Origin of the sequence: Moraxella bovoculi 237 (assembly GCF_000696305.2) — a bacterium.
Taxonomy (GTDB): domain Bacteria; phylum Pseudomonadota; class Gammaproteobacteria; order Pseudomonadales; family Moraxellaceae; genus Moraxella; species Moraxella bovoculi.
The window spans coordinates 33,166-55,067 of sequence record NZ_AOMT01000024.1; the positions used below are offsets into that span (position 1 = coordinate 33,166).

18 protein-coding genes, 4 tRNA genes and 1 pseudogene are annotated in these 21,902 nt (G+C 46.6%); 16 read left to right on the plus strand and 7 right to left on the minus strand.

Going from position 1 to position 21,902, the window contains the following annotated elements; genetic code table 11:
• Positions 1 to 2 precede the first annotated feature (2 nt).
• The 3 genes from aat to trxB all read right to left on the minus strand — a co-directional run bounded on the left by aat (position 3) and on the right by trxB (position 2,695).
• Positions 3 to 749: a leucyl/phenylalanyl-tRNA--protein transferase gene (aat, locus tag MBO_RS06265; protein WP_036365703.1), complete on the minus strand. Its 747-nt coding sequence runs from the start codon at positions 747 to 749 to the stop codon at positions 3 to 5.
• Positions 750 to 897: 148 nt separating this feature from the next.
• Entirely contained in the window at positions 898 to 1,653 is a 756-nt protein-coding gene (locus MBO_RS06270; RefSeq protein WP_036365706.1) for a tetratricopeptide repeat protein, read from the minus strand.
• Positions 1,654 to 1,756: 103 nt separating this feature from the next.
• Positions 1,757 to 2,695: a thioredoxin-disulfide reductase gene (gene trxB / locus MBO_RS06275; protein ID WP_036365710.1), complete on the minus strand. Its 939-nt coding sequence runs from the start codon at positions 2,693 to 2,695 to the stop codon at positions 1,757 to 1,759.
• A 297-nt stretch (positions 2,696 to 2,992) separates the two neighbouring features.
• Between trxB and MBO_RS06280 the strand changes: the two are divergent.
• The 11 genes and pseudogenes from MBO_RS06280 to MBO_RS06330 form a co-directional block, all read left to right on the plus strand.
• Positions 2,993 to 5,806, plus strand: a pseudogene (locus MBO_RS06280) (DNA translocase FtsK); the annotation flags it as partial.
• 7 nt (positions 5,807 to 5,813) lie between these two features.
• Complete coding sequence (locus MBO_RS06285; protein WP_036365713.1) at positions 5,814 to 6,386, plus strand: hypothetical protein; 573 nt, start codon at positions 5,814 to 5,816, stop codon at positions 6,384 to 6,386.
• 164 nt (positions 6,387 to 6,550) lie between these two features.
• Positions 6,551 to 9,187, plus strand: a complete 2,637-nt coding sequence (topA, locus tag MBO_RS06290; protein ID WP_036365716.1) for a type I DNA topoisomerase — start codon at positions 6,551 to 6,553, stop codon at positions 9,185 to 9,187.
• Positions 9,188 to 9,374: 187 nt separating this feature from the next.
• Positions 9,375 to 10,958: a peptide chain release factor 3 gene (locus MBO_RS06295; RefSeq protein ID WP_036365718.1), complete on the plus strand. Its 1,584-nt coding sequence runs from the start codon at positions 9,375 to 9,377 to the stop codon at positions 10,956 to 10,958.
• A 71-nt stretch (positions 10,959 to 11,029) separates the two neighbouring features.
• Entirely contained in the window at positions 11,030 to 11,596 is a 567-nt protein-coding gene (locus tag MBO_RS06300; protein WP_036365721.1) for a hypothetical protein, read from the plus strand.
• Between the two features lie 280 nt (positions 11,597 to 11,876).
• Positions 11,877 to 12,506, plus strand: coding sequence for a DedA family protein (locus tag MBO_RS06305; protein WP_080702211.1), 630 nt, complete (start codon positions 11,877 to 11,879; stop codon positions 12,504 to 12,506).
• 12 nt (positions 12,507 to 12,518) lie between these two features.
• Positions 12,519 to 13,334 (plus strand): methyltransferase domain-containing protein, encoded by an 816-nt coding sequence (locus tag MBO_RS06310; RefSeq protein WP_036365727.1) that lies wholly within the window; start codon positions 12,519 to 12,521, stop codon positions 13,332 to 13,334.
• Positions 13,335 to 13,440: 106 nt separating this feature from the next.
• Entirely contained in the window at positions 13,441 to 13,740 is a 300-nt protein-coding gene (locus MBO_RS06315) for a hypothetical protein (protein WP_036365731.1), read from the plus strand.
• Positions 13,741 to 13,852: 112 nt separating this feature from the next.
• A complete protein-coding gene (polA, locus tag MBO_RS06320) occupies positions 13,853 to 16,747 on the plus strand; it encodes a DNA polymerase I (RefSeq protein ID WP_036365734.1) in 2,895 nt (964 codons plus the stop codon).
• A gap of 131 nt (positions 16,748 to 16,878) precedes the next feature.
• Positions 16,879 to 17,292, plus strand: coding sequence for an Ohr family peroxiredoxin (locus MBO_RS06325; RefSeq protein WP_036365737.1), 414 nt, complete (start codon positions 16,879 to 16,881; stop codon positions 17,290 to 17,292).
• A gap of 116 nt (positions 17,293 to 17,408) precedes the next feature.
• Positions 17,409 to 18,914: an anthranilate synthase component I family protein gene (locus MBO_RS06330; RefSeq protein ID WP_036365739.1), complete on the plus strand. Its 1,506-nt coding sequence runs from the start codon at positions 17,409 to 17,411 to the stop codon at positions 18,912 to 18,914.
• A 62-nt stretch (positions 18,915 to 18,976) separates the two neighbouring features.
• Here the strand turns inward: MBO_RS06330 and MBO_RS10180 are convergent, their stop codons facing one another.
• The 4 genes from MBO_RS10180 to MBO_RS10195 are packed head-to-tail and all read right to left on the minus strand — an operon-like array spanning position 18,977 to position 19,960.
• The gene (locus MBO_RS10180) at positions 18,977 to 19,396 is read right to left on the minus strand and encodes an alanine racemase C-terminal domain-containing protein (RefSeq protein ID WP_052585344.1); all 420 of its coding nucleotides are present in this window, start codon (positions 19,394 to 19,396) and stop codon (positions 18,977 to 18,979) included.
• On the minus strand, positions 19,380 to 19,670 hold the full coding sequence (locus tag MBO_RS10185) for an alanine racemase (RefSeq protein ID WP_265013587.1): 291 nt from the start codon (positions 19,668 to 19,670) through the stop codon (positions 19,380 to 19,382). The genes MBO_RS10180 and MBO_RS10185 overlap by 17 nt, the downstream gene beginning before the upstream one ends.
• Positions 19,613 to 19,738, minus strand: coding sequence for a hypothetical protein (locus tag MBO_RS10190; protein ID WP_265013588.1), 126 nt, complete (start codon positions 19,736 to 19,738; stop codon positions 19,613 to 19,615). The genes MBO_RS10185 and MBO_RS10190 overlap by 58 nt, the downstream gene beginning before the upstream one ends.
• A gap of 36 nt (positions 19,739 to 19,774) precedes the next feature.
• On the minus strand, positions 19,775 to 19,960 hold the full coding sequence (locus tag MBO_RS10195) for a hypothetical protein (protein ID WP_265013589.1): 186 nt from the start codon (positions 19,958 to 19,960) through the stop codon (positions 19,775 to 19,777).
• 255 nt (positions 19,961 to 20,215) lie between these two features.
• On the opposite strand from MBO_RS10195, the gene MBO_RS06340 reads away from it, so the two are divergent.
• The 5 genes from MBO_RS06340 (at position 20,216) to MBO_RS06360 (ending at position 21,300) form a co-directional block, all read left to right on the plus strand.
• Positions 20,216 to 20,291, plus strand: a tRNA-Thr gene (locus MBO_RS06340).
• Positions 20,292 to 20,374: 83 nt separating this feature from the next.
• Positions 20,375 to 20,458, plus strand: a tRNA-Tyr gene (locus tag MBO_RS06345).
• Between the two features lie 29 nt (positions 20,459 to 20,487).
• A tRNA-Gly gene (locus tag MBO_RS06350) sits at positions 20,488 to 20,561 on the plus strand.
• A gap of 12 nt (positions 20,562 to 20,573) precedes the next feature.
• Positions 20,574 to 20,648, plus strand: a tRNA-Thr gene (locus MBO_RS06355).
• Between the two features lie 226 nt (positions 20,649 to 20,874).
• Positions 20,875 to 21,300, plus strand: coding sequence for a DUF411 domain-containing protein (locus tag MBO_RS06360; protein ID WP_227712685.1), 426 nt, complete (start codon positions 20,875 to 20,877; stop codon positions 21,298 to 21,300).
• The last annotated feature ends 602 nt before the right edge of the window (positions 21,301 to 21,902 follow it).

The following is a 21,902-nucleotide window of genomic DNA, read 5'->3' on the forward strand; positions in this document are numbered from 1 at the left end:
TATCAGCCATCAATGAGCGCAAGCTCGTGCGTGCTCATACTGCCAGATAAAGGCGGTGTCGGTGCGCGGTTGAGGGTTGCTAGGGCGGTCAGGAACTCATCGCGTGGCATTAAGGTCGCGCCTAAGCTCATCAGATGTGGATTTTCCAATTGGCAATCAATCAGACGAATGCCGGCGGATGTGGCGAGGTGCATGAGCGCCCAGAAGGCGATCTTTGAGGCGTCTTTTTGGGTATGGAACATGCTCTCGCCAGAGAATGCCGCCCCATACTGCACGCCATACAGTCCACCGATGAGCCTAGCGTCATCTGCTGTGCTGTCCCATACTTCCACGCTCATGGCTGCGCCCATGTCGTGCAGCTTAGTGTAGGCGTCTATCATCTCATCGTTAATCCAAGTATCATCGCTGTAGGCGCGTGGGGCGGCGCAGGCTGTCATGACAGACCCAAAGGCGCGATTCGTGGTGATGTGCCACGGCATCTTCTTGGCGATGCGGATGAGGGATTTGGCAGGACGAAAGTCATCAGGATGAACCACGCAGCGCACAGGTGGGCACCACCAGCAGATGGGATCATCCGCCCCGAACCAAGGAAATACACCGCTGCGATAGGCATTCAGCAGCGTGGCGGTGGATAAGTCCGCCCCCGCACCGATAAAACCATCATCATCAGCAAGATTGATAATCCGCCCAAAATCAAAGGCGGCACGGTCGGCGATGGTATGCAAGTCGGCAAGGTCTAAAGATGGCATGAGATGAATAAGATGATAAACTTAGAAATCAAGAATGATTCTTGATAGTCTCAATTCTAGCACAACGGCCAAAAAATACCAAGCTATAACACCATCAGCCCATAAAAAGGACGGGATAACATCCTTTTTGAGCTTGATGCAGTATAGATTAATAGCCCTGTTGGTTAAGTTCACGATATTTATCACAGCCTTTTTGATCGCCCAAATCACAGGCTCTGCCATACCATTCTTTGGCGGTGCTTTTGTTTTGGCGTACGCCCTCGCCGTTATAGTAGCGCACGCCGATATTATGGGCGGCTCTTGCATCGCCTTGGGCGTGGGCTTTTTTATACCACGCTATGGCTTGGGCATAATCTTGACGCACGCCTTTGCCATCTGTATACATATTGCCTAAATTTATTTGAGCATCTGCAAGCCCTTGCTCAGCCGCCTTTTTATACCAAGATGCTGCCTGATGATAATCTTGATGGACGCCTTGTCCATTGTCATACATATAGCCTAAATTTAATTGAGCGGCAGCATTACCTTGCTCAGCCGCCTTACGATACCAAGATACTGCCTGCCCATAATCTTGACGCACGCCTTGGCCATCGGCATGCATATTACCCAAATTAGATTGAGCGGCAGCATTACCTTGCTCAGCTGCCTTACGATACCAAGCCACCGCCTGATGATAATCTTGGCGAACGCCTTGACCATTGACATACATATAGCCCAGCTCATTCTGAGCAACGGCATCGCCTTGCTCGGCTAATTTATTAAACAATTCAAAAGCTTGGCCATGGTTTTGATTGTTGGCGTATGGTAAGGCTTGTGCAAATTCAGCTTCGCTTGCCATGGCGGGACTGGTCAGGCTTAGGCTTACGCCCAGCAGTAGGGCGATGAGAGAGTGTTTGACGGTCATGGTTCTTCCTAGGGTGACATTTATTCTATTGTAAGATGCCCGTAACTTTTTTTGCAAGATGACTGATAATAATAAAGGGACGATGATCGTCCCTTTGTGCAGATTATAAGCTGTCTAGGTATTTTTCAGCGTCCAGGGCTGCCATGCAGCCGGTGCCTGCCGAGGTAATGGCTTGGCGGTAGATGTGGTCAGCGACGTCGCCTGCCGCGAATACGCCTGGCACGCTGGTGGCGGTGGCATTGCCATTAAGGCCGCTATTCACCACGATGTAGCCGTCCGTCATGGCAAGCTTACCATCGAACATGGCGGTATTTGGCTTGTGTCCGATGGCGACGAACATGCCCATCACGTCTAGGGTTTTGGTTTCGCCGTCGGTGTTCTTGATGACCACGCCAGTAACACCCATCTCATCGCCCACGACTTCTTGGACGCTTGAGTTCCATTCGATGCTGATGTTGCCGTTTTTGACTTTATCGAACAGCTGATCTTGCATGATCTTCTCAGCGCGTAGGCTGTCGCGGCGGTGCACTAGGGTCACGTGGTTTGCGATGTTCGATAGGTATAGGGCTTCTTCGACTGCGGTGTTGCCTCCACCGATCACGGCGACATTGCGATTCTTATAGAAGAATCCATCGCAGGTGGCGCAGGCAGATACGCCTTGACCCATGAATTTACTCTCGGATTCTAGGCCTAGGTATTGGGCGGTGGCGCCAGTGGCGATGATGAGCGCGTCGCAGGTGTAGGTGGTGCTATCACCAGTTAGGGTAAATGGGCGCTGCTCAAAATCCACACTATGAATGTGGTCATAGATCAGCTGAGTGCCGAAGCGTTCTGCATGCTCTTTCATCTCTTCGACCAGTGCGGTGCCAGTCAGACCGTGGCGACCGCCTGGCCAGTTGTCGATCTCGGTGGTGGTGGTCAGCTGTCCGCCCACCTGTAGACCGGTGATGATGACAGGGTTTAGGTTGGCGCGCGCGGCATATACGGCGGCAGAGTAGCCAGCAGGGCCTGAGCCTAGGATGATTAAGCGATGGTGATTCATGAGTGTGTCCAATGGGTGAATATGATAAAAAGTTGATTAGTATATGGGAGATTTTGCCAAAATTGCAAGCCAAATCCACCAAAACACCACCATCAATAAAACCAAACATCAAAAAATCATAAAATTTTTTCTTTCTGCAATAAAAATTTTGATATGTCAAGCGGTTATCCTATATAATGTAGGGTTTGTTAATGCACCACTCTCTAAGCATCCACCATGAATCAACTGCTCCAACACGAATCCGTCAATCAATTCTTAGGTAAATTACCCATCATCAAGCGTCTGTTTTTTAGTATGGTTGGTGTGGGGCTTTTGGCGTTTTTATTCATCTCGTTGCTGTCCTATAACCCTGCGGACCCTGCGTGGTCTCATGTCGGTAGCAGCACCGACATCAGTAATGTCGGTGGTCGTCTGGGCGCGTGGGTGGCGGACGTTCTGCGTGCGTTTTTTGGGTTGGGCGCGTGGTTCTTTGTGGCGGTACTCGCCTATGAGTTGGTGCATCTGTGGTGGACACGCGGCTCTGTAATGTGGGTGCTGCGTTTGATTGCATATGCGTTCTTGTTGGCGTGCATCAGTGCGATGTTCGCTCAGCTGGGCGCATGGTGGCAGGCGGACAGTGCAGCGACCTTTGGTGGGATGTTGGGTTATGAGCTGCTAGGTAGTCTGAATAGTGTGCTGGGTGTGCCTGTCGCGATGGCGTTCTTGGTATTGATGACGTTATTGGTGGCGACATTGACCTTTGAGGTGCGCTGGTCGCTACTATGGGCAAAATTCGCCAAGCGCAAAACCACCACCGAAGATGACATCTATACAGATGCATCAGACGAGGTCGAGGTGAGTGGTGCGGATGCATCCGAAGATGATGAACTGATTATCAGCCAAACCACCCCAAAAACACCCGTCTATCAGGCGCATAACCATCAAGGGACGCTGGAGAGCTTCTTGGTGAATTCTGGGCTTCGTGAAGAGCTCATCGCCAAAAAACAAGCCGATGCCGAAGCGGAGAAATTGGCTCAGCAGCAGGCGCAGGCAGTGCCGCTACATGAGGAGCATACTCAGCCTGACTATGAAGAGGTGGATGCACCTCATGATATCATGGGTAGCGACACGGATGATGGCAATCATGATAGTACTGTGTATGCATATAAGCAGGCTTATCAAGATGATAGCGTGCAGATTAATACGACTTATGATGTCAATGCGTACGATGAGCCTGTATATGAGACCATCCAGCAGTCTGATGAGTATGTGATAGATGAGCAGATTCGCCACGAGGATGATTATTTTGACAGTCGTCAAAAGACTACTGATGCCCGTCAAGTCGCTTCAGTCATCAGCGCCGAGCGTGTATCTGATGAGAATACTGCCTTTGGTGGGGTGGACTTCGCAGGATTGTCAAATGATGCTCTGATAGAGCAAGCTGACGAACAAGCTACCCAAGGTTGGCAGACGCATAGTCAATCAGAGGTGCTAAGCGATAACAATCATACATCTCATGCCACTCATCAAGATGAAGCTGTCTATGCTAAGGTGGAAGAGCTTGATGAAGCGCAGATTCTGCCTGTTGATCATCTGCCAAAATCTATGTCATCAGGCACCGAGCGACCAAAGTCGCACGCGATGAGCACGCTAGAATATCGCATGAGTCTAAGCGTGGTGCCAGATCTTGACATCCTAGATCCTAAGCCTGCCAAGACCATCACCTACACCCAAGAAGAGCTAGACCAGCTGTCGGCACTGCTTGAGATTAAACTCCAAGAATTCAACGTCAAGGCAGAAGTCGTCTCAGCGATGGTAGGCCCTGTGGTGACGCGCTTCGAGGTGGATCTGGCGGCAGGCATCAAGGCAAGCCGCGTTAGTAAGATCGCCCAAGACCTTGCGCGCTCTGTGTCGATGGCGTCTTTGCGCGTGATTCCTGTGATCGCAGGTAAGCCTTATATTGGTATTGAGGTGCCTAATCGTAAGCGTCAGATTGTCAGCCTAATTGAACTGCTTGAAACCCCTGATTATAAGGATCCGAATGCAGGCGTCAGCATTGCCATCGGTACGAACATCAGCGGCAAGCCTGTCATTGCTGACCTTGCTAAGGCGCCGCACATGCTGGTGGCAGGTACAACAGGCTCGGGTAAATCGGTGCTGGTAAACTCATTCTTGATGTCAATGCTATTAAAATATACACCCGATGAATTAAAGCTGGTTCTAATTGACCCAAAACAGCTTGAGCTGGCGAACTACGCTGACATCCCGCATCTGCTAACGCCTGTCATCACTGACATGACCGAGGCGACCGCCGCGCTTAACTGGTGTGTGACTGAGATGGAGCGTCGTTATCTACTGATGAGTAAGCTTCGTGTGCGTAACCTTGCTGCCTTTAACCAAAAGGTGCTAGAAGCCCAAGCATCAGGCGAGCCGATTATTGATCCGCTATGGAATGCGTCTGACCACGTGAGTGGCATCGCACCGAAACTAAAACCACTCTCAAAAATCGTTGTCGTGGCGGATGAATTTGCCGACATGATCATGCAACTTGGCAAGACCGCAGAAGAGCCAATCGTCCGCCTTGCCCAAAAATCACGTGCAGCAGGTATCCATCTTATCTTAGCCACCCAGCGCCCTGTGGCGAACGTGGTGACAGGCTTGATTAAGTCTAACATCCCATCGCGTGTGGCACTGCGCGTGAACTCTGCTACAGACAGCCGCATCATCATCGAGGAGTCGGGCGCGGAGAACATGCTGGGTCATGGTGACATGATGTTCCTAGCGCCAGGTGCGATCGAGACCCAGCGTGTGCATGGCGCCTATGTTAAGGATGATGAGGTGAACCGTGTGACCGACGCATGGCGTGAGCGCGGTGTGCCTGATTATATCGACCTGACAGACAGCTTTACTTTCGAGGGTGAAGGCAGTGGCGACAGCGGTACGGGCAGTGATGATGAGTATTTTGATTTGGCGGTGTCGCACACGCTTGAGACGCGTAAAGTATCTATCTCAGCATTGCAGCGTAAATTTAGCATCGGCTATAACCGAGCAGCGCGCATCGTGGACATGATGGAAGAGCGCGGCGTAGTGAGCGCGGCGGATAATAGCGGCAAACGCCAAATTCTAGTGTAGGGATAGTATGGATATTCAAGGCTCATTGCCGCTTATCGTGGTGCTTGTCGTGGCAGGATTTTTGCTTGGTAATATGTTCGCTGCCAAGCCAAAGGCGCACGAGGTACGCACGTCAGATTTTAGATTATTGGCCAGACAATTGGGATTTAACCCAAAATTCGTGAGCCGTCCTGACTGGCTGCCTGCTGTTGTTCAGACAGGCGTGCGAGCCAATAACCACGCGGTTAAGAATCAGATGGTAACTTCCTATGCGGTCATTAATGATGAATGGCGTCTGCCCTTAGTGAGACTGGCGGCAACAGATGCCACATGGCAGACGATTGAGGGTAGTCATACTTTAGATGGCGTATTGATCCACCTACCTAAGGACATCAGCGATCACGTCGTGGGACTACAAGCCAAAGCCAACAGCGTGATCATATACTGGCATGATGGGCGTTATCAATCCTGGCAAGGCACCAAGAAACTTGACAAACCCCTTGCCGAGCAGGAATTAACCGCTCTGCAAGCGCAGCTTACCGCATGGGGCGATGAGATGAATCGCAAAAATCAGCCAAGAATTAACCCCATATTAATATAACACGCTCACCTAATGGCATATTGACATACTTGTCAGAGTGTGGGTAGTGTGATATTTTATAAATACAAATATTTGTGTAACTCTTGGGATGACTCCAGTTTTGGACAAATTGGATAATTAATAAAGTAAATTAAACCGTTTTGAATCATTTTTAAGGCAGCTTCATGTCGACAACCAAATCCACCAAAAAAACTACCAAGTCCACCACGACTGCACCCAAGGCATCCGCCAAAGGCAAGTCGCTTGTTATCGTGGAGTCACCTGCCAAAGCCAAGACGATTAATAAATACTTGGGTAATGACTATATCGTACGTTCTAGCGTGGGGCATGTGCGTGATCTGCCTGTATCTGGCACAGATAAGACCAAGGCTAAAGCAGATGAGGCGGGATTGTCCCGCGAAGAAAAAGCACAGCGCGCCTTGGTTCGTCGCATGGGTGTGGATCCTGAGCATGACTGGGCGGCGGTGTATGAGATTTTGCCAAATAAAACCAAGGTCATCAAAGAACTAAAATCCCTAGCCAAAGACGCTGATATCATTTATCTGGCGACCGATTTGGACAGAGAGGGGGAGGCGATCGCTTGGCACCTAAAGGAGGTAATCGGTGGTAGCGATGATAAGTACAGCCGTGTGGTATTTAATGAAATCACCAAAACCGCTGTCCAAAAAGCATTTGAGCATCCCGACAAGCTAAACATCGATCGTGTCAATGCCCAGCAGGCGCGCCGCTTCCTTGATCGTGTGGTGGGCTTTATGGTGTCGCCGCTACTGTGGGCAAAGGTTGCTCGTGGTCTGTCAGCAGGGCGCGTGCAGAGTGTCGCCACGCGTCTGGTGGTGGAGCGTGAGCGTGAGATTCGTGCCTTCGTGCCGGTGGAATATTGGGAGATTCACACCAACAACCAAGCCGCTGGCGAGGATCTGCGCTTAGAAGCCACCAAATATAAAGGCAAGACCTTAAAGCTTGGTAATAAAGACGATGCCGATGCCATCGTGAATGTCCTGTCTGATGCCAAATTCATCGTCTCTAGCATCGATGAGAAGCCTACGCAGTCTAGAGCGTCTGCACCTTTTATTACATCGACGTTGCAGCAGGCAGCAAGTACACGCTTGGGATTCTCAGTCAAAAAAACCATGATTCTGGCTCAAAGACTCTATGAAGCAGGCTTCATTACCTATATGCGTACCGACTCGACTTTCTTGAGCCAAGATGCGCTTGGTGCGGTGCGTGGCTACATTACGGATAATTTTGGCAATCAATACCTGCCACAAAAGCCGAATCTCTACGGCAACAAACAAAACGCACAAGAGGCGCACGAAGCGATTCGCCCATCTAATGTTGCCATCAAATCAACCCAGCTGACAGCGATGGAGCGTGATGCTCAGCGCCTGTATGAGCTGATTTGGCGTCAGTTCGTGGCTTGCCAGATGACGCCTGCGCGCTATCGTTCGGTGAGCCTGATTGTTGATGCTAATGGTGTTGAACTTAAGGCGAAAGGGCGTACGCTCGTATTTGATGGCTATACTAAGGTTCAGCCACCTGCCAAGAGCGATGACGTACTACTGCCGAACGTACAAGTGGGCGAGCATCTACCACTGATTAACATTGAGCCGAGTCAGCATTTTACCAAGCCGCCTGCGCGCTATTCTGAGGCCAGTCTTGTCAAGGAGCTTGAAAGCCGTGGCATCGGACGACCATCAACCTATGCATCCATCATCTCCACCATCCAAGAACGTGGCTACGTCCGTCTAGAGAATAAGCGCCTATACGCTGAGAAGATGGGCGACATCGTGACGGAGCGCTTGATTGAGAGTTTCCCCGATCTGATGGATTATGCGTTTACCGCTGGGCTTGAAGATAAGCTTGACGAGGTGGCAGAGGGTCATCAAGATTGGAAGCGTGTGCTGGACAATTTCTACGGTGATTTTAAGGGTAAATTAGAAACCGCCAAAGGTAAAGACGGCATGCGCCCGAACGACCCGACGAATGTACCAGACATCCACTGTGATCTGTGCAGCCGTCCGATGCAGATTCGCACAGGCTCAACGGGCGTATTCTTGGGCTGTACTGGTTATAATCTACCGCCAAAAGAGCGCTGCAAGGGCACTAAGAATCTCATGCCGGCATCTGCTTTTGTCTTTGATGCGGACGATGACTCGGCAGAAGTTAATGCACTCATGGAGAAAAAACGCTGTCTAAAATGCCACACAGCTATGGAGAGCTACATCGTCGATGGTGGTCTAAAGCTGCATATCTGTGGTAATAACCCAGACTGTGATGGCCATGAGCTAGAGCGCGGTGTGTTCGAGGTAGCAGGTGCGGACAATCAAGATGCACCCACCATTGATTGCGATAAATGCGATGGCAAGATGACCTTAAAAACCGGTCGTTTCGGTGCGTACTTCGCCTGCGGCAGCTGTGACAACACGCGTAAGGTATTAAAAAACGGTGAAGCAGCACCGCCACGCATGACTCCCATCAGCATGCCAAATCTGCGCTCGCAGAAGTTCGATGATCATTATGTACTGCGTGAAGGGGCAGCAGGACTGTTCTTAGCAGCGTCCAAATTCCCCAAAGTGCGCGAAACGCGCCCGCCTAAGCTTGCTGAGCTGCGCCCCATCAAAGACCAGCTAGAACCGAAATTCGCCTATCTGTTCGAGGCGCCAGATGTCGATGGTAAGGGCAATCCTACCATCTTAAGATGGTCTCGCAAGAATGCCGAGCAATATGTCGGCTCAGAAAAAGACGGCAAGGCGACACGTTTTGCCTTGGTGTGGCGAGATGGTAAATGGATTGAGGAATGATCAAAACCCCAAAGAGTTGCTTTGGGGTTTTGCTATATTTTCTACATAAGCCAATCTCGTTGAATTAGGAAACACCCAGTCGTGATATTGGGAATCCCCTTGCTTTAGCAAGGGGGGAGGTCAAAGCTGTATTTGCCAATGTAAAACATGATATAATTAGCTATTTTTTAATTAACGAACAGACATCATGAACCAATTATCCCAAGAAATCAACCAACGCAGAACTTTTGCTATTATCTCGCACCCTGACGCAGGCAAAACCACCATGACCGAAAAGCTCCTACTGTGGGGTAAGGCAATCCAAGTTGCTGGCGAAGTGCGTGGACGTAAAGCCGACCGCCACGCGACATCCGACTGGATGAGCATGGAGCAAGAGCGTGGTATCTCTATCACGACATCGGTCATGCAATTTCCCTATAAAAATCATGTGGTTAATCTACTAGATACCCCCGGACATGCCGACTTTTCAGAAGACACTTACCGCACGCTCACCGCCGTTGATAGTGCGTTAATGGTCATTGACGGGGCAAAAGGCGTGGAAGAGCGGACGATTAAGCTTATGGAAGTGTGTCGTATGCGTGATACGCCCATTATTTCATTTGTTAATAAACTTGATCGTGAAATCCAAAATCCGCTTGCCCTCTTAGATGAGATTGAAAGCGTCCTAAAAATCAAATGCGTACCGTTTGCCTATCCCATTGGCATGGGGCAGGATTTTGTAGGCGTGTATAGTTTTGTGGACAACAAAACTTACTTTTATCAAAAAGGCTTTGGCTCACAAATCACGGACATCGAGAGCCGAGACGGTTACGACCATGCCGACATCAAGGAGCGACTTGGGCAGATTTTGTGGGACGAGTTTGTGGATAACATCGAACTTGCCCAAATGGCGTATGAAGATTGGGATGTGGATGAGTTTTTGGCAGGGCGACAAACGCCTGTCTTGTTCGGTACGGCGTTGGGTAACTTTGGTGTAAACATGATTTTGGACGTATTGATCCAATACGCCCCGCCCCCAAAAGACCATGTGGCACAAGAACGCACCGTCAAAGCGGACGAGCCTGCCTTTACGGGCTTTGTTTTTAAAATTCAAGCCAATATGGACCCCAAGCACCGAGACCGTGTCGCCTTTATGCGTGTGTGTTCGGGCAAATACGAGCGTGGCATGAAAATGAACCATGTGCGTATCGGCAAAGAAGTGCGAGTGTCGGACGCACTCATGTTCCTAGCGGGCGACCGTGAAGCGTTGGATGAAGCGTACGCTGGCGACATTATCGGCTTACACAATCACGGCACAATCCAGATTGGCGATAGTTTCACGAGTGGCGAGACCTTGAATTTTACAGGCATTCCGCACTTTGCTCCTGAACTGTTTCGCCGTGTGGTACTAAAAGACCCGATGAAATCCAAGCAATTACAAAAAGGACTACAACAGCTCTCTGAAGAAGGAGCAACGCAAGTATTTATGCCCCAAATCAATAACGACCTGATTTTGGGGGCGGTGGGCGTGTTGCAATTTGAAGTGGTGGCACATCGTTTGCTAGAAGAATATAAAGTGCAATGCACCTTTGAGCCGATTAGTATCGCCACCGTGCGTTGGGTGCATTGTGATGACAAAGTCGCCTTTGAAAAATTTAAGAAAAAAGCCCACGACCAGTTGTCGGTGGACGGTGGTGGGTATCTGACCTACCTTGCCCCCAGTCGTGTCAATCTACAACTTATGCAAGAGCGGTATCCAGAAGTGGAATTTCGGGCGACTAGGGAGCATTGATAAAATTTCGGCAGTAAAAACCGCTTTATGGGCGGTTTTTTCACACTTGATAAATAAATGAACTTGATTAAATGAAACTCCCCTTTCATCTACAACGTCCATTTTTTAAAGTCATTTTAGAAAATGATGATATAAAAGCGTTAGAAACTTGGATATATCACGAGCCAAGTTTGGAGGAATATTTATCGCCTGATGATTATTTGATGCTAATTGGCTTGGACTTTAATAATAAGAAGACAGTGATTGAATTAGAAAAACTCATCAGTCCCTATTTGGAGTTTTTGGTATATTATCAAAATCTATTAAAACAAACTTTATCATCGCTCATCAACAATCCTGATGATTTTTATAAATTATCACAAATTTATGATTGGTATTGTCAAGGATATTATTTTTTAAGAAAATTGGCATTAACTTATGGGCTATCTGCCGATTTGCCTTTTTATGATGAAAGTTATCAAAACTTTCAATTTTCTGATGAAGCTTTGGCTGAGATTGCACAGCAGGCTCTTTGGCTTTATAATGATTTGATTTGTCAAAATATTGTGTTAAGCAATCCGCCAAGTTATGATGTGAATACAGACCATTTTCAAGATTTTAGAGATGATGCAGAAAGGGCGAGAACGGATTTGCCTTAATCTAAAAATTGCCACTAAAACAAATAGTAAAACCTAAAAATATTGGCAAAATATTGGTATGTATTATTTTTTGTATTTTTCTCTTACGATGCAATGAAGGTTTGGAAATGACCCTGTATTCAGCCATTCAAGCTGCTATCAACACAAGTGATACCGCTTTTTGTGTGGCTTTTTTGGTGGTTTTGGTGGGTGGTTCTTGATTGAACTATTTATTCTCCAATCCATTAATCCATGATAAAATAGGCGCTCATTATTTAGCTTAGAGTTGATTGTGGATTTTATTTTAGGCATCGTTGATTTTATCTTGCATATTGGCGATCATCTGCAGGAATTGGTGGATAATCACGGAAAGTGGATTTACGCCATTTTATTTGTGATTGTCTTTTGTGAGACGGGACTGGTGGTTACGCCGTTTTTGCCAGGTGATTCGATGCTGTTTGCGGCAGGGGCGATTGCAGCTGTCGGCGAGATGAATGTTTGGCTGTTGATGTTGCTACTGATCATCGCTGCGATTATTGGTGATTTTGTGAATTTTGAGATTGGTAAGCACTTTGGCAGACGTCTATTCTCAAATCCTGATTCTAAGATCTTCAAACAAGCCTATCTACACAAGACCCAAAGCTATTACGCCAAATATGGCGGCCGCACGATCATCATCGCAAGATTTGTGCCGATCGTGCGTACATTTGCGCCGTTCGTTGGCGGAATGGGGAGTATGCCCTATAAGGACTTCGCCAGATATAATGTGATTGGGGCGATTCTGTGGGTGGTGTCGTTTACTATGCTTGGGTATTTTTTTGGGCAATTGCCATTTGTCAAAAAATACTTCACTTCCTTTATGGTTGGTATCATTGTGCTGTCAGTGGTTCCGATGATCATCGAAATCATTCGCCATCGAAAACTAAAATAAAATCAAACACTTATGCTAAATTGCCCTATTTGCTATACCGATCTGATCTTAGATGGTAGAACTTACAGCTGTCAGAATCGACATAGCTACGATGTCGCCAAAGATGGCTACGTCAATCTGCATGTCGTCCAGCATAAGAACAGCCGCAGTGCGGGCGATACGGCTGTCTCGGTTCAGGCTCGCAAGCGTTTCTTAGCCAATGGATTCTATGCGCCATTACGCGATAAAATCGGTCAAGTTGTCAGCGAGCTCTCCCCAAAAACCATGTTGGATGTCGGCTGCGGCGAGGGCTATTACACGAGCGTTCTGGCAGAGCAGGGCGCACAAGTCATCGGCCTAGACATCGCTAAGACCGCCATCATTACTGCATCAAAAACTTACAAAAATCAGGATCTTAATAAGAACATCACTTGGGTGGTGGGTACAGGTTCGGTGTTGCCTGTGGCAGATGGCAGTGTGGATGTGTGCACGAGCTTTTTTAGCCCATTGCCAAAAAAAGAACTGTTAAGAGTGTTAAAATCTGGCGGTCATCTTCTGATGGCGACACCTGCGCCACAGCACCTATATGCCATGCGCGAAAGGCTGTTCGATACGGTAAATCCGCACCAGCCGACCAAGTTCATCGATGAGCTTGCGCCAGAATTCAAACTGGTGGATGAATGGCAAATCGACAATCCGATGGCTCTGGATAATCAAAGTCTGATTGATCTGATTGACATGACCCCTTACACTTATAAAACCAAGCTTGATAAGAAGACAGCATTAAAGCGTGAGACAAGTTTTGAGGCGGTGGCGTCTTTTTGTTTGTATCTTTTGAAGGCTGATTAATTTTACAATTTGTTACATATTCCAAAAATTTACGTTATATTGTCTTTGTATAATACCTTACAATTTTTAGGGTATTATTTTTTTGTTCTATTTGTAGGTTAGTACTATGAAAACTTGTGTTGCGCTGATTGCTCTTGCCATGCCTTTTTTATCTGCTTGTGTTGCACCCATTGACACACCAAATACAGGGGCGGTTGTCGTGCCTGTACCTGTGGGCGTGCCTGTGCTTGTCAAAGAAAATAAAGACAGTGTTCATGTCTGCAAAGTCAAAGCCTTTACCGAAACTTACCGCGCCGAAAACACCAGTCGTGGCAAGGCTCGCCTAGATGTACTCAAACAATGCCGAGCCGAGCACCATGAGATGTTTTGCCGTGATGAAGACGTGGAATGCACCGAATATGACTAAACGGTAAATCTAAGCCCTGAGCATCAGGGCTTTTTTTATGGGGAAATTTTCCCTAATTTTCCTTTTTTGGGTATAATAGTTCAAATTTTATATCAAAAAAGTTATTAAAATCATGACCTACACCGACATCCCCAACCTTGCCACTTTTGACACTTCCGCCATTGATAAATCCAAACCACCTGTCATTCTCGTGGACGGCTCGTATTATCTGTTTCGCTGTTTTCACGGCTTGCCCCTTTTATCCAACCAAGACGGCTTGCCCACCAATGCCACTCGTGGCGTGCTAAATGCCTTGGGCAAGCTCATCAAAAAATACAAGCCTACCCACATGGCGGTCGCTTTTGATACCAAAGCCCCCACCTTTCGCCACGAATTATCGGACGCTTATAAGGCTCACCGTCCGCCGATGGACGATGATTTGCGAGTGCAGATTCCGTATATTCATGATTTGATTGAAAAATTGGGCATTCCCCTCATCAAAATTGACGGTTTTGAAGCGGACGACATCATCGGCACGCTTGCTCGCACCGCTTGCCAAAACGGCTATCCTGTCGTCATCTCCACAGGCGACAAGGACATGGCACAGCTGGTTAATGACTGTGTGATTTTGGAAGACAGTTTTAAGGACAAAATCACGGACGTACAGGGCGTATTTGACAAATTTGGCGTACACAACACCCAAATCGCCGATTATCTCACGCTCATGGGCGACTCATCGGACGGCATTGCAGGCATTCCTAAGGTTGGGGCGAAGACGGCAAGCAAGTTATTGACCGAATATGGCGATATTGACGGCATTTTGGCAAATCTTGCCAATATCAAAGGCATGGTTGGGCAAAAAATATACGAGCATCAAGGCGAAATCCCCCTAAATCGCACCCTTGCCACGATTGTTACCAATCTAGAACTGCCCATTTCATTTGACGAATTAAGATTAGACAATAATAAACAGACACAAATAAAACGTGCCAAAGCGTTATATGAGTTATTTAAGACATTAGAATTTAAAAAAGAAATGGCAGAGCAGTTAGCATTATTAAAAATGGCGGAGTTGCCTGTTACTGATGATTTATTTAATAATGACAATGCCGATAATGAATTAAACAATCCTTTTGATGATAATTTGGCTGATAACAGCGATGAATTATCTGTTAAACCCTTACCCATTAAACAAGGTACTTACAAAACCATAAATAGCCTTGATGAATTTTATAAGCTTATTGATAAATTAAAGAGTCTGCCTTATTTTGCCATTGATACCGAGACCACCAGTATTGATTGGCAAAAGGCAGAGTTGGTTGGGGTATCTGTCGCTACAACCAATTATGAAGGCTATTATATCCCTGTGGGGCATACGGGCGATTTTGATATTTTGCTTGATAATCAATTAGATAGGGACTTTGTTTTAAATGAGTTAAAACCCATTTTAGAAAATCAGAGTATCGGCAAAATCGGACAGCACATTAAATACGACAGTCATGTTTTTAAAAAATATGGCATTGAGCTAAATAATTGGCATATGGATACCATGTTAGCCAGTTATGTCATCAATGGCGTGGCGACACGGCATAACATGGACGATTTGGCACGACACTATCTGGGCATAAATACCACCACCTTTGAAGACGTGGCAGGTAAAGGGGCAAAACAGCTTAGCTTTGATAAAGTGGACATGGATAAGGCAAGCGATTATGCGTGCGAAGATGCGGACATTACGTATCGCTTGTTTAGTGTGTTTGACGAGTATTTACAAAAAGATACTAATGCCAATAGCCTTTTGCACAAATTAGAAATCCCCACTGCCCAAATCTTAGCCCAAATGGAGCATGACGGCATTTTGATAAAGACCGAATTTTTGGGTAAATTATCGCTTGCTTTTGACAATCAAATCAGTCAATTAGAGCAAAAGGCGTTTGAGTTGGCGGGCGAGAGCTTTAACGTGGCAAGCCCCAAACAGCTTGGCGAGATCTTGTTTGACAAATTAGGCATATCAGGCGGTAAAAAAACCAAAACAGGGCAATATTCCACGTCTGAGGCGACCCTTGCCAAGATTGACCACCCGCTTGTGGACGTGGTGCTAGAACACAGAAGTCTATCCAAGCTCAAAAGCACCTATACGGACGCTCTTGCCAAAGTCGCTGACAAACAGGGGCGAGTGCATACCAGCTACCACCAAGCCTTGACGAGTACAGGGCGACTGTCGTCATCAGACCCCAACCTACAAAATATCCCCATTCGCACCGACACAGGGCGACTCATTCGTGAAGCCTTTATCGCACCGACAGGACGTGTGATTATGGCGGCGGATTATTCGCAGATTGAGCTGCGGCTCATGGCTCATTTTAGTGGCGATGAGAGTTTAATTAATGCCTTTAAAAACAACCTAGACATTCACACCGCCACCGCTGCCGAGATTATGGGTAAGGAGCTATCAGACGTAACGCCAAACGAGAGACGTTCAGCAAAGGCGGTGAATTTTGGGCTACTATACGGCATGGGCGTGTTTGGGCTTGCCAAACAGCTTGGCGTAGAAAATGGCGTGGCAAAGGACTATATCAAGCGATATTTTGCCCGTTATCCTGCCATACATGACTACATGGAAAATACCAAAAGTTACGCCAAATCAACAGGTTATGTTACTACCATTTTAGGACGTAAGCTCTACGCTCCCGACATCAACTCATCAAACGCCATGATAAGACAAGGGGCGGAGCGGGCAAGCATTAACGCCCCACTACAAGGCTCTGCCGCCGAAATCATCAAACTTGCCATGATAGCCGTGGATAAAATCCTGCCCAAAGACCATGCCAAACTTTTGCTACAAGTGCATGATGAATTGGTATTTGAAGTCGATAGCGATAAGGCGGACGAGATAGGCAAGCTTATCAAAACCGCCATGCAAAACGTGTTGACCGATACCGCCAAAAGCTTAGGCTGGGACGTCGATTTTGCCGTGCCACTTGTTGTGGAGATTGGCGTGGGGGAGAATTGGGAGAAAGCTCATTGATAGATCAATGGCGGCTGTCTGTTTTGTGGTAGTCGTGTAAAGGTGCGGGTGTTTTTCTTGAAATTGTCATATTTTATCTTTACAATGGAATCAATAACAAGCACCTAAAAACACCCAAAAAGGAGAATGAAATGGCTCAAATCTACTCAACCACTGCCACCGCCATTGGCGCCAGAAACGGTACCGCCAGTCTAAGCGATAACGCGACTACTTTTAATCTGGTGAGCCCCGGCTCAGGCAAAGATGGTGTAAACCCTGAACAGCTGTTTGCCGTAGGTTACGGGGCGTGTTTTGATGGCGCACTGGGATTGGTCAAAAAAGCAGAGGGCGCAAGCTTTGACAGTGAAGTACAAGTCACTATTAACTTAAGCAAAGAAGGCGATGATAATTTCTTTTTATCGGGCAATATCCATGTCATCGCCAAAAACACCGACATCGATGCTGACACGCTTACTCGTATTGTCGAAAAAACGCATCACGTCTGCCCATATTCAAAAGCCGTGGCAGGCAATGTAGATATTACATTGTCATCAGAAATCCAATAGTTTTATTCGTCATCCTAAGCCTTGTCATTTGACAAGGCTTTTATTTTTATGGTGATATTACCATGTCATATTACTTGTGGTAGAATAAGAAAATTAACATAACAATTAGGAAAAACATGCTATCTTTATCCGATTTTTATACCCTTTCTGAGCAAGGCTATACCCACATTCCACTTATCAAAAAACGCCTAATGGACGATGCCACCCCTGTATCGGTGTTTGCCAATTTGCGTAAATTTTTTGCGTCCGCTTATTTGTTTGAGTCGGTGGTGGGGGGCGAACGCTGGGCAAGATATTCCATGATTGGGCTAGGTTCGGACATTGTCATACAGTATCATGATGACAAAGTGGTGGTAAAGGATGCTCGCAAGGACGAGATAAGCACACACGACACCAACCCCTTTGATTTTATCCGCACCTTTATGGCGGAGTACAAAACCCCAAGCCAAGATGTCATGCCCGATTTGCCTGCATTTAGTGGTGGACTCGTGGGCTATTTTGGCTATGACATGATACGAGTAATTGAGCCGACTGTTGGCGTGTCAAACTCGCCCAATCCTTTGGCTCTGCCTGATATGTGGCTGACCCTATCATCGTCTGTCGTGGTATTTGACAACCTAGAACATACCCTGTCTATCGTGGTCTATGCGGACGTACAAGCCAAGGACGGCTACAAAAAGGCGGTAAAACAGCTTGATATTATTGAGAATTTGCTGTCGCACAAGCCTGATTTGACCGTCAAAAAACAGCCCCTACCACATTTTGTCTCACAAACAGGGCAAAACAAATTCTGCACGGACGTAAATCGCATTAAGGAATACATCAGGGCGGGGGACGTAATGCAAGTCGTCCCTGCCCAACGTCTGTCGGGTGAGTACAGTGGCGACCCGCTCGCGGTGTATCGGGCGTTGCGTTATCTCAATCCGTCTCCGTATCTGTTTCTTATCCAAGGCGAGCTTGCCAATGACGAGCCGTTTCACATCGTGGGGGCATCGCCCGAGATTCTCTCTCGCATTGAGACGGTGGGCGATGAGCGTAAAGTTACCGTGCGACCATTGGCAGGGACTCGCCGTCGTGGCGTGGACACGGCAGAAGATTTGGCACTAGAAGCCGAGCTACTCTCCGACCAAAAAGAAATCGCTGAACATCTGATGCTCATCGACTTAGGGCGTAATGACATTAGCAAGGTGTGCGACATCGGCACGGTCAAGGTAACCGATAAAATGTTTATTGAACGCTATTCACAAGTCATGCACATCGCAAGCAACGTAGAAGGCGCGGTATCGGCTGATAAGGACGCTTTGGACGTGTTTTGTGCGACTTTCCCAGCAGGTACGCTGTCGGGAGCCCCCAAAATCCGAGCCATGCAAATCATCGATGAGGTTGAGCCTGTTCGCCGTAGCGTTTTTGGTGGAGCGGTGGGCTATCTGGGCTGGGCGGGCAACATGGATACCGCCATTGCCATTCGTACTGCTGTGTTAAAAGACGGACAAGTCCATATCCAAGCGGGGGCAGGCGTGGTGGCAGACTCCGACCCTGTGGCAGAGTGGGAAGAAACCAACAAAAAAGCATTGGCAATCGTCAAGGCGGTGGAAATGGCATGCAAAGGCCTTTCTGTATAACATAATTCTTGGTAAACAAAATCCCACACAAGGTGGGATTTTTACTTTCTGAATTATTTAACTCAATCAGCTTTGATAAATCTAGGATTTGAATTGCCCCAAATCGTGTATAGATCCACCAGTAGAGCGTCATTGATTTCCTTAATTTCAGCTTGGCTAATTCTATCCTCGCCTTGCGAGCCGTAGATGACTACTTCATCGCCGATTTTGACATCGTTAACGTGGTCGGTTACGTCCACCATGGTCGTGTTCATTGGCACTTTGCCTAGTACGTTGGCACGTTTGCCGCCAATGAGTACCACACCTTTGTTGGTGAAGGCAAGACGATAACCGTCCGAGCAACCAAAGTGTAGGTTCGCCAAATAAGAATCACGGGTAAGCGCGTGCGTACCATCATAATCGACTTTTGTGCCGGCTTTATAAAATTGCACGCTGGCAACTTTGATCTTAAAGCTCATGATGGGCTTATAAGCAGTTGGCATCGATCGTATCGCCGTAGATAAGACCGCCAGGACGCACCATGTCAAGATGACTTTCAGGTACAGCAATGGTGGCGAATGAATTGGCGGTGTGTAGGGTGAGTTTGCTACGATCTAGCTTAGCGTTTTTGATAAGCCACGAGCTTTGTTCTTTAAACAGCGCCAAACGCTCACGAACATAATCCTCTACACTGGCTAAGCGTACACGGGCGATTTTACTTAATAGCCATGAGCTCGGACAACTTTTGCCTCTTCGTTGCTGGCGATGCCAACACAAGGCACACCTAATTTGATGATGCTAGGCATAAGCAGGTCAATACCATTACCATAGGCGTCTGCTTTCATGATGGCGCAAATCTGGCTCTTGTTGCCAAGCTGTTGCTAAAGGCGTGTAATGTTGTCTTCAAAAGCTTTGACGTCAATTTCAACCCATGCATTGGCGTGATTGCGCTGCGTAATACTGTAGTCACCATTGACTTGTAAGATGGGTGCAGAATGAGCGGTGCTTGCCAGACCTAGTCCGAGCAATACTGCCAAGGCAAGGGTTTTATCATGATGAATCCTCAATGAAAGTATTTAGGTTAGCTATAAAAAGCGATTACTTATAACACGATTTTTTACCTCTGCCAATAACCATAACACATGATAAATTAGAGTAGGGTGTTCAATAAAAGCTAGAAATTTGATGATGGTCAGCATAATGAAATATATAAAAATAAAATAATAAAAATCAGTTACTTATATAAAAATTTAAAAATTAATAAAAAAATAACTTGCACAATCTGAAATCTATGTTATTATACGCACCACTTAGGAAACACCGCCGGCTTAGCTCAGTTGGTAGAGCAACTGACTTGTAATCAGTAGGTCGCCAGTTCGATTCCGGCAGCCGGCACCACTCCTAAGAAATCTTTCAGGTCAAGCCCAAGCAAATGGGCTTAGTCTTTTAAAAGACCATTAAAAGATACACCTGTACCACTTGGTGGGGTTGGGGAGCGGTCAAACCCAACAGACTGTAACTCTGTCGCGAAAGCTTCGAAGGTTCGAATCCTTCCCCCACCACCATTATTTCCCTACCTTGTTTTTACTACCCTGCGGGTGTAGTTTAGTGGTAGAACCTCAGCCTTCCAAGCTGATGGTGCGGGTTCGATTCCCGCCACCCGCTCCATATATCGGTTTCGCTCTTATAGCTCAGCGGTAGAGCACTCCCTTGGTAAGGGAGAGGTCTCGAGTTCAATTCTCGATAAGAGCTCCATATTGCACCCCTTGTAGCCTAAGAGCCCAAGGGGTTTGTTTTTATCTGTATGAAATAACCCCCTCTCTCAGTTTTGTACTATTTGGCAAAAATAAGTCAAGCAAGTAGCGTTTGTACCAAAACAGGTTGATGACTTCTTGCCTGCCCTATCAGTTTTGAAGAGGTTTGTATGCGGATTAGAACCGTCAGACAAAAATTGTCATTTGTTGGTGTTGGATTGGTTTATTTGACAGCCTTAATCGTCATGGGATTTTTTGCTGTGCAACCATCTCACTCCGTGACTGTTGAAGTTTGGAAAGATCCAAATTGTGGCTGTTGCTCCAAATGGGTGGCCTATACGCAAAGGAATGGCTTTTCTGTCAAATCACATGACACAGGCAATCAAAAAATCCAGCATGATGCTGGCATACCCGATGATCATCGTTCTTGTCATACAGCGATTGTGGCAGGTTATGCAGTCGAAGGTCATGTCCCTGCTCAAGACATCAAGCGTTTGTTGGATCAAAAGCCTGATGCAATCGGCTTATCAGTTCCTGGCATGGTGATTGGTACGCCAGGCATGGACGATGCTGTCTATCAAGGCAGACAAGACCCTTATAAGGTTTTTTTATTAAATAACGATGGCAATCACGAAGTATTTGCCGCTTATTGAATGCTTTATAACGCGATTTCGTCATTAAATTGACCGAATTGTTTGATAATATTGGCACCAAAAAAATACACCAAGATTTATTGGTGTATTTTTTTTATCTTTAATTGTTGGTGATTCAAATGCTCCAAATAGTTGCTCATCATTGCAAGTGCTACTTTGATAATATTTGGCATTCAAATATATTAAAAAATGATGATGTTATTCGTATTTCCATTGTCAGCCCAAACAATCGAAACATTAATTAAAACTATCAAATGTCCAAAAGATTGTTTTTGATAAATCGTGTGCGATGCGGCAATGCTGAATAATATCAAAATAAGGGGGTGAAAATGAGAGATATTGCCATACAGATTTACCATAGCAAATGCAATATGTTTGATAATTTTAGGATGTCGTATCATGGTTGGTTGTAGGCAAGTGGTTAATGGCGGTGATTTTTGCGGTCTTTCATGCTAACAAATGCCACGTAAAAGCTTGTTTGATGGTTGCAAAGACTTGATTGTGTGTTATAATAAGAAAAATATAGCAAATAATTTGCTAGATGCTTCGATAAAATAGTGACAGATATTATTTTATTTTTTAAACAACATGAGGACATACTT

Bases quoted from the DNA above. Each gene is read 5' to 3' on its own strand.
- MBO_RS10180 (WP_052585344.1), bottom strand. From the start codon at position 19,396: ATGCCAACTGCTTATAAGCCCATCATGAGCTTTAAGATCAAAGTTGCC.
- topA (WP_036365716.1), top strand. From the start codon at position 6,551: ATGTCGACAACCAAATCCACCAAAAAAACTACCAAGTCCACCACGACT.
- MBO_RS10190 (WP_265013588.1), bottom strand. From the start codon at position 19,738: ATGAAAGCAGACGCCTATGGTAATGGTATTGACCTGCTTATGCCTAGC.
- aat (WP_036365703.1), bottom strand. From the start codon at position 749: ATGCCATCTTTAGACCTTGCCGACTTGCATACCATCGCCGACCGTGCC.
- MBO_RS06300 (WP_036365721.1), top strand. From the start codon at position 11,030: ATGAAACTCCCCTTTCATCTACAACGTCCATTTTTTAAAGTCATTTTA.
- MBO_RS06330 (WP_036365739.1), top strand. From the start codon at position 17,409: ATGCTATCTTTATCCGATTTTTATACCCTTTCTGAGCAAGGCTATACC.
- MBO_RS06310 (WP_036365727.1), top strand. From the start codon at position 12,519: ATGCTAAATTGCCCTATTTGCTATACCGATCTGATCTTAGATGGTAGA.
- polA (WP_036365734.1), top strand. From the start codon at position 13,853: ATGACCTACACCGACATCCCCAACCTTGCCACTTTTGACACTTCCGCC.
- MBO_RS06315 (WP_036365731.1), top strand. From the start codon at position 13,441: ATGAAAACTTGTGTTGCGCTGATTGCTCTTGCCATGCCTTTTTTATCT.
- trxB (WP_036365710.1), bottom strand. From the start codon at position 2,695: ATGAATCACCATCGCTTAATCATCCTAGGCTCAGGCCCTGCTGGCTAC.
- MBO_RS06295 (WP_036365718.1), top strand. From the start codon at position 9,375: ATGAACCAATTATCCCAAGAAATCAACCAACGCAGAACTTTTGCTATT.
- MBO_RS06285 (WP_036365713.1), top strand. From the start codon at position 5,814: ATGGATATTCAAGGCTCATTGCCGCTTATCGTGGTGCTTGTCGTGGCA.
- MBO_RS06270 (WP_036365706.1), bottom strand. From the start codon at position 1,653: ATGACCGTCAAACACTCTCTCATCGCCCTACTGCTGGGCGTAAGCCTA.
- MBO_RS06325 (WP_036365737.1), top strand. From the start codon at position 16,879: ATGGCTCAAATCTACTCAACCACTGCCACCGCCATTGGCGCCAGAAAC.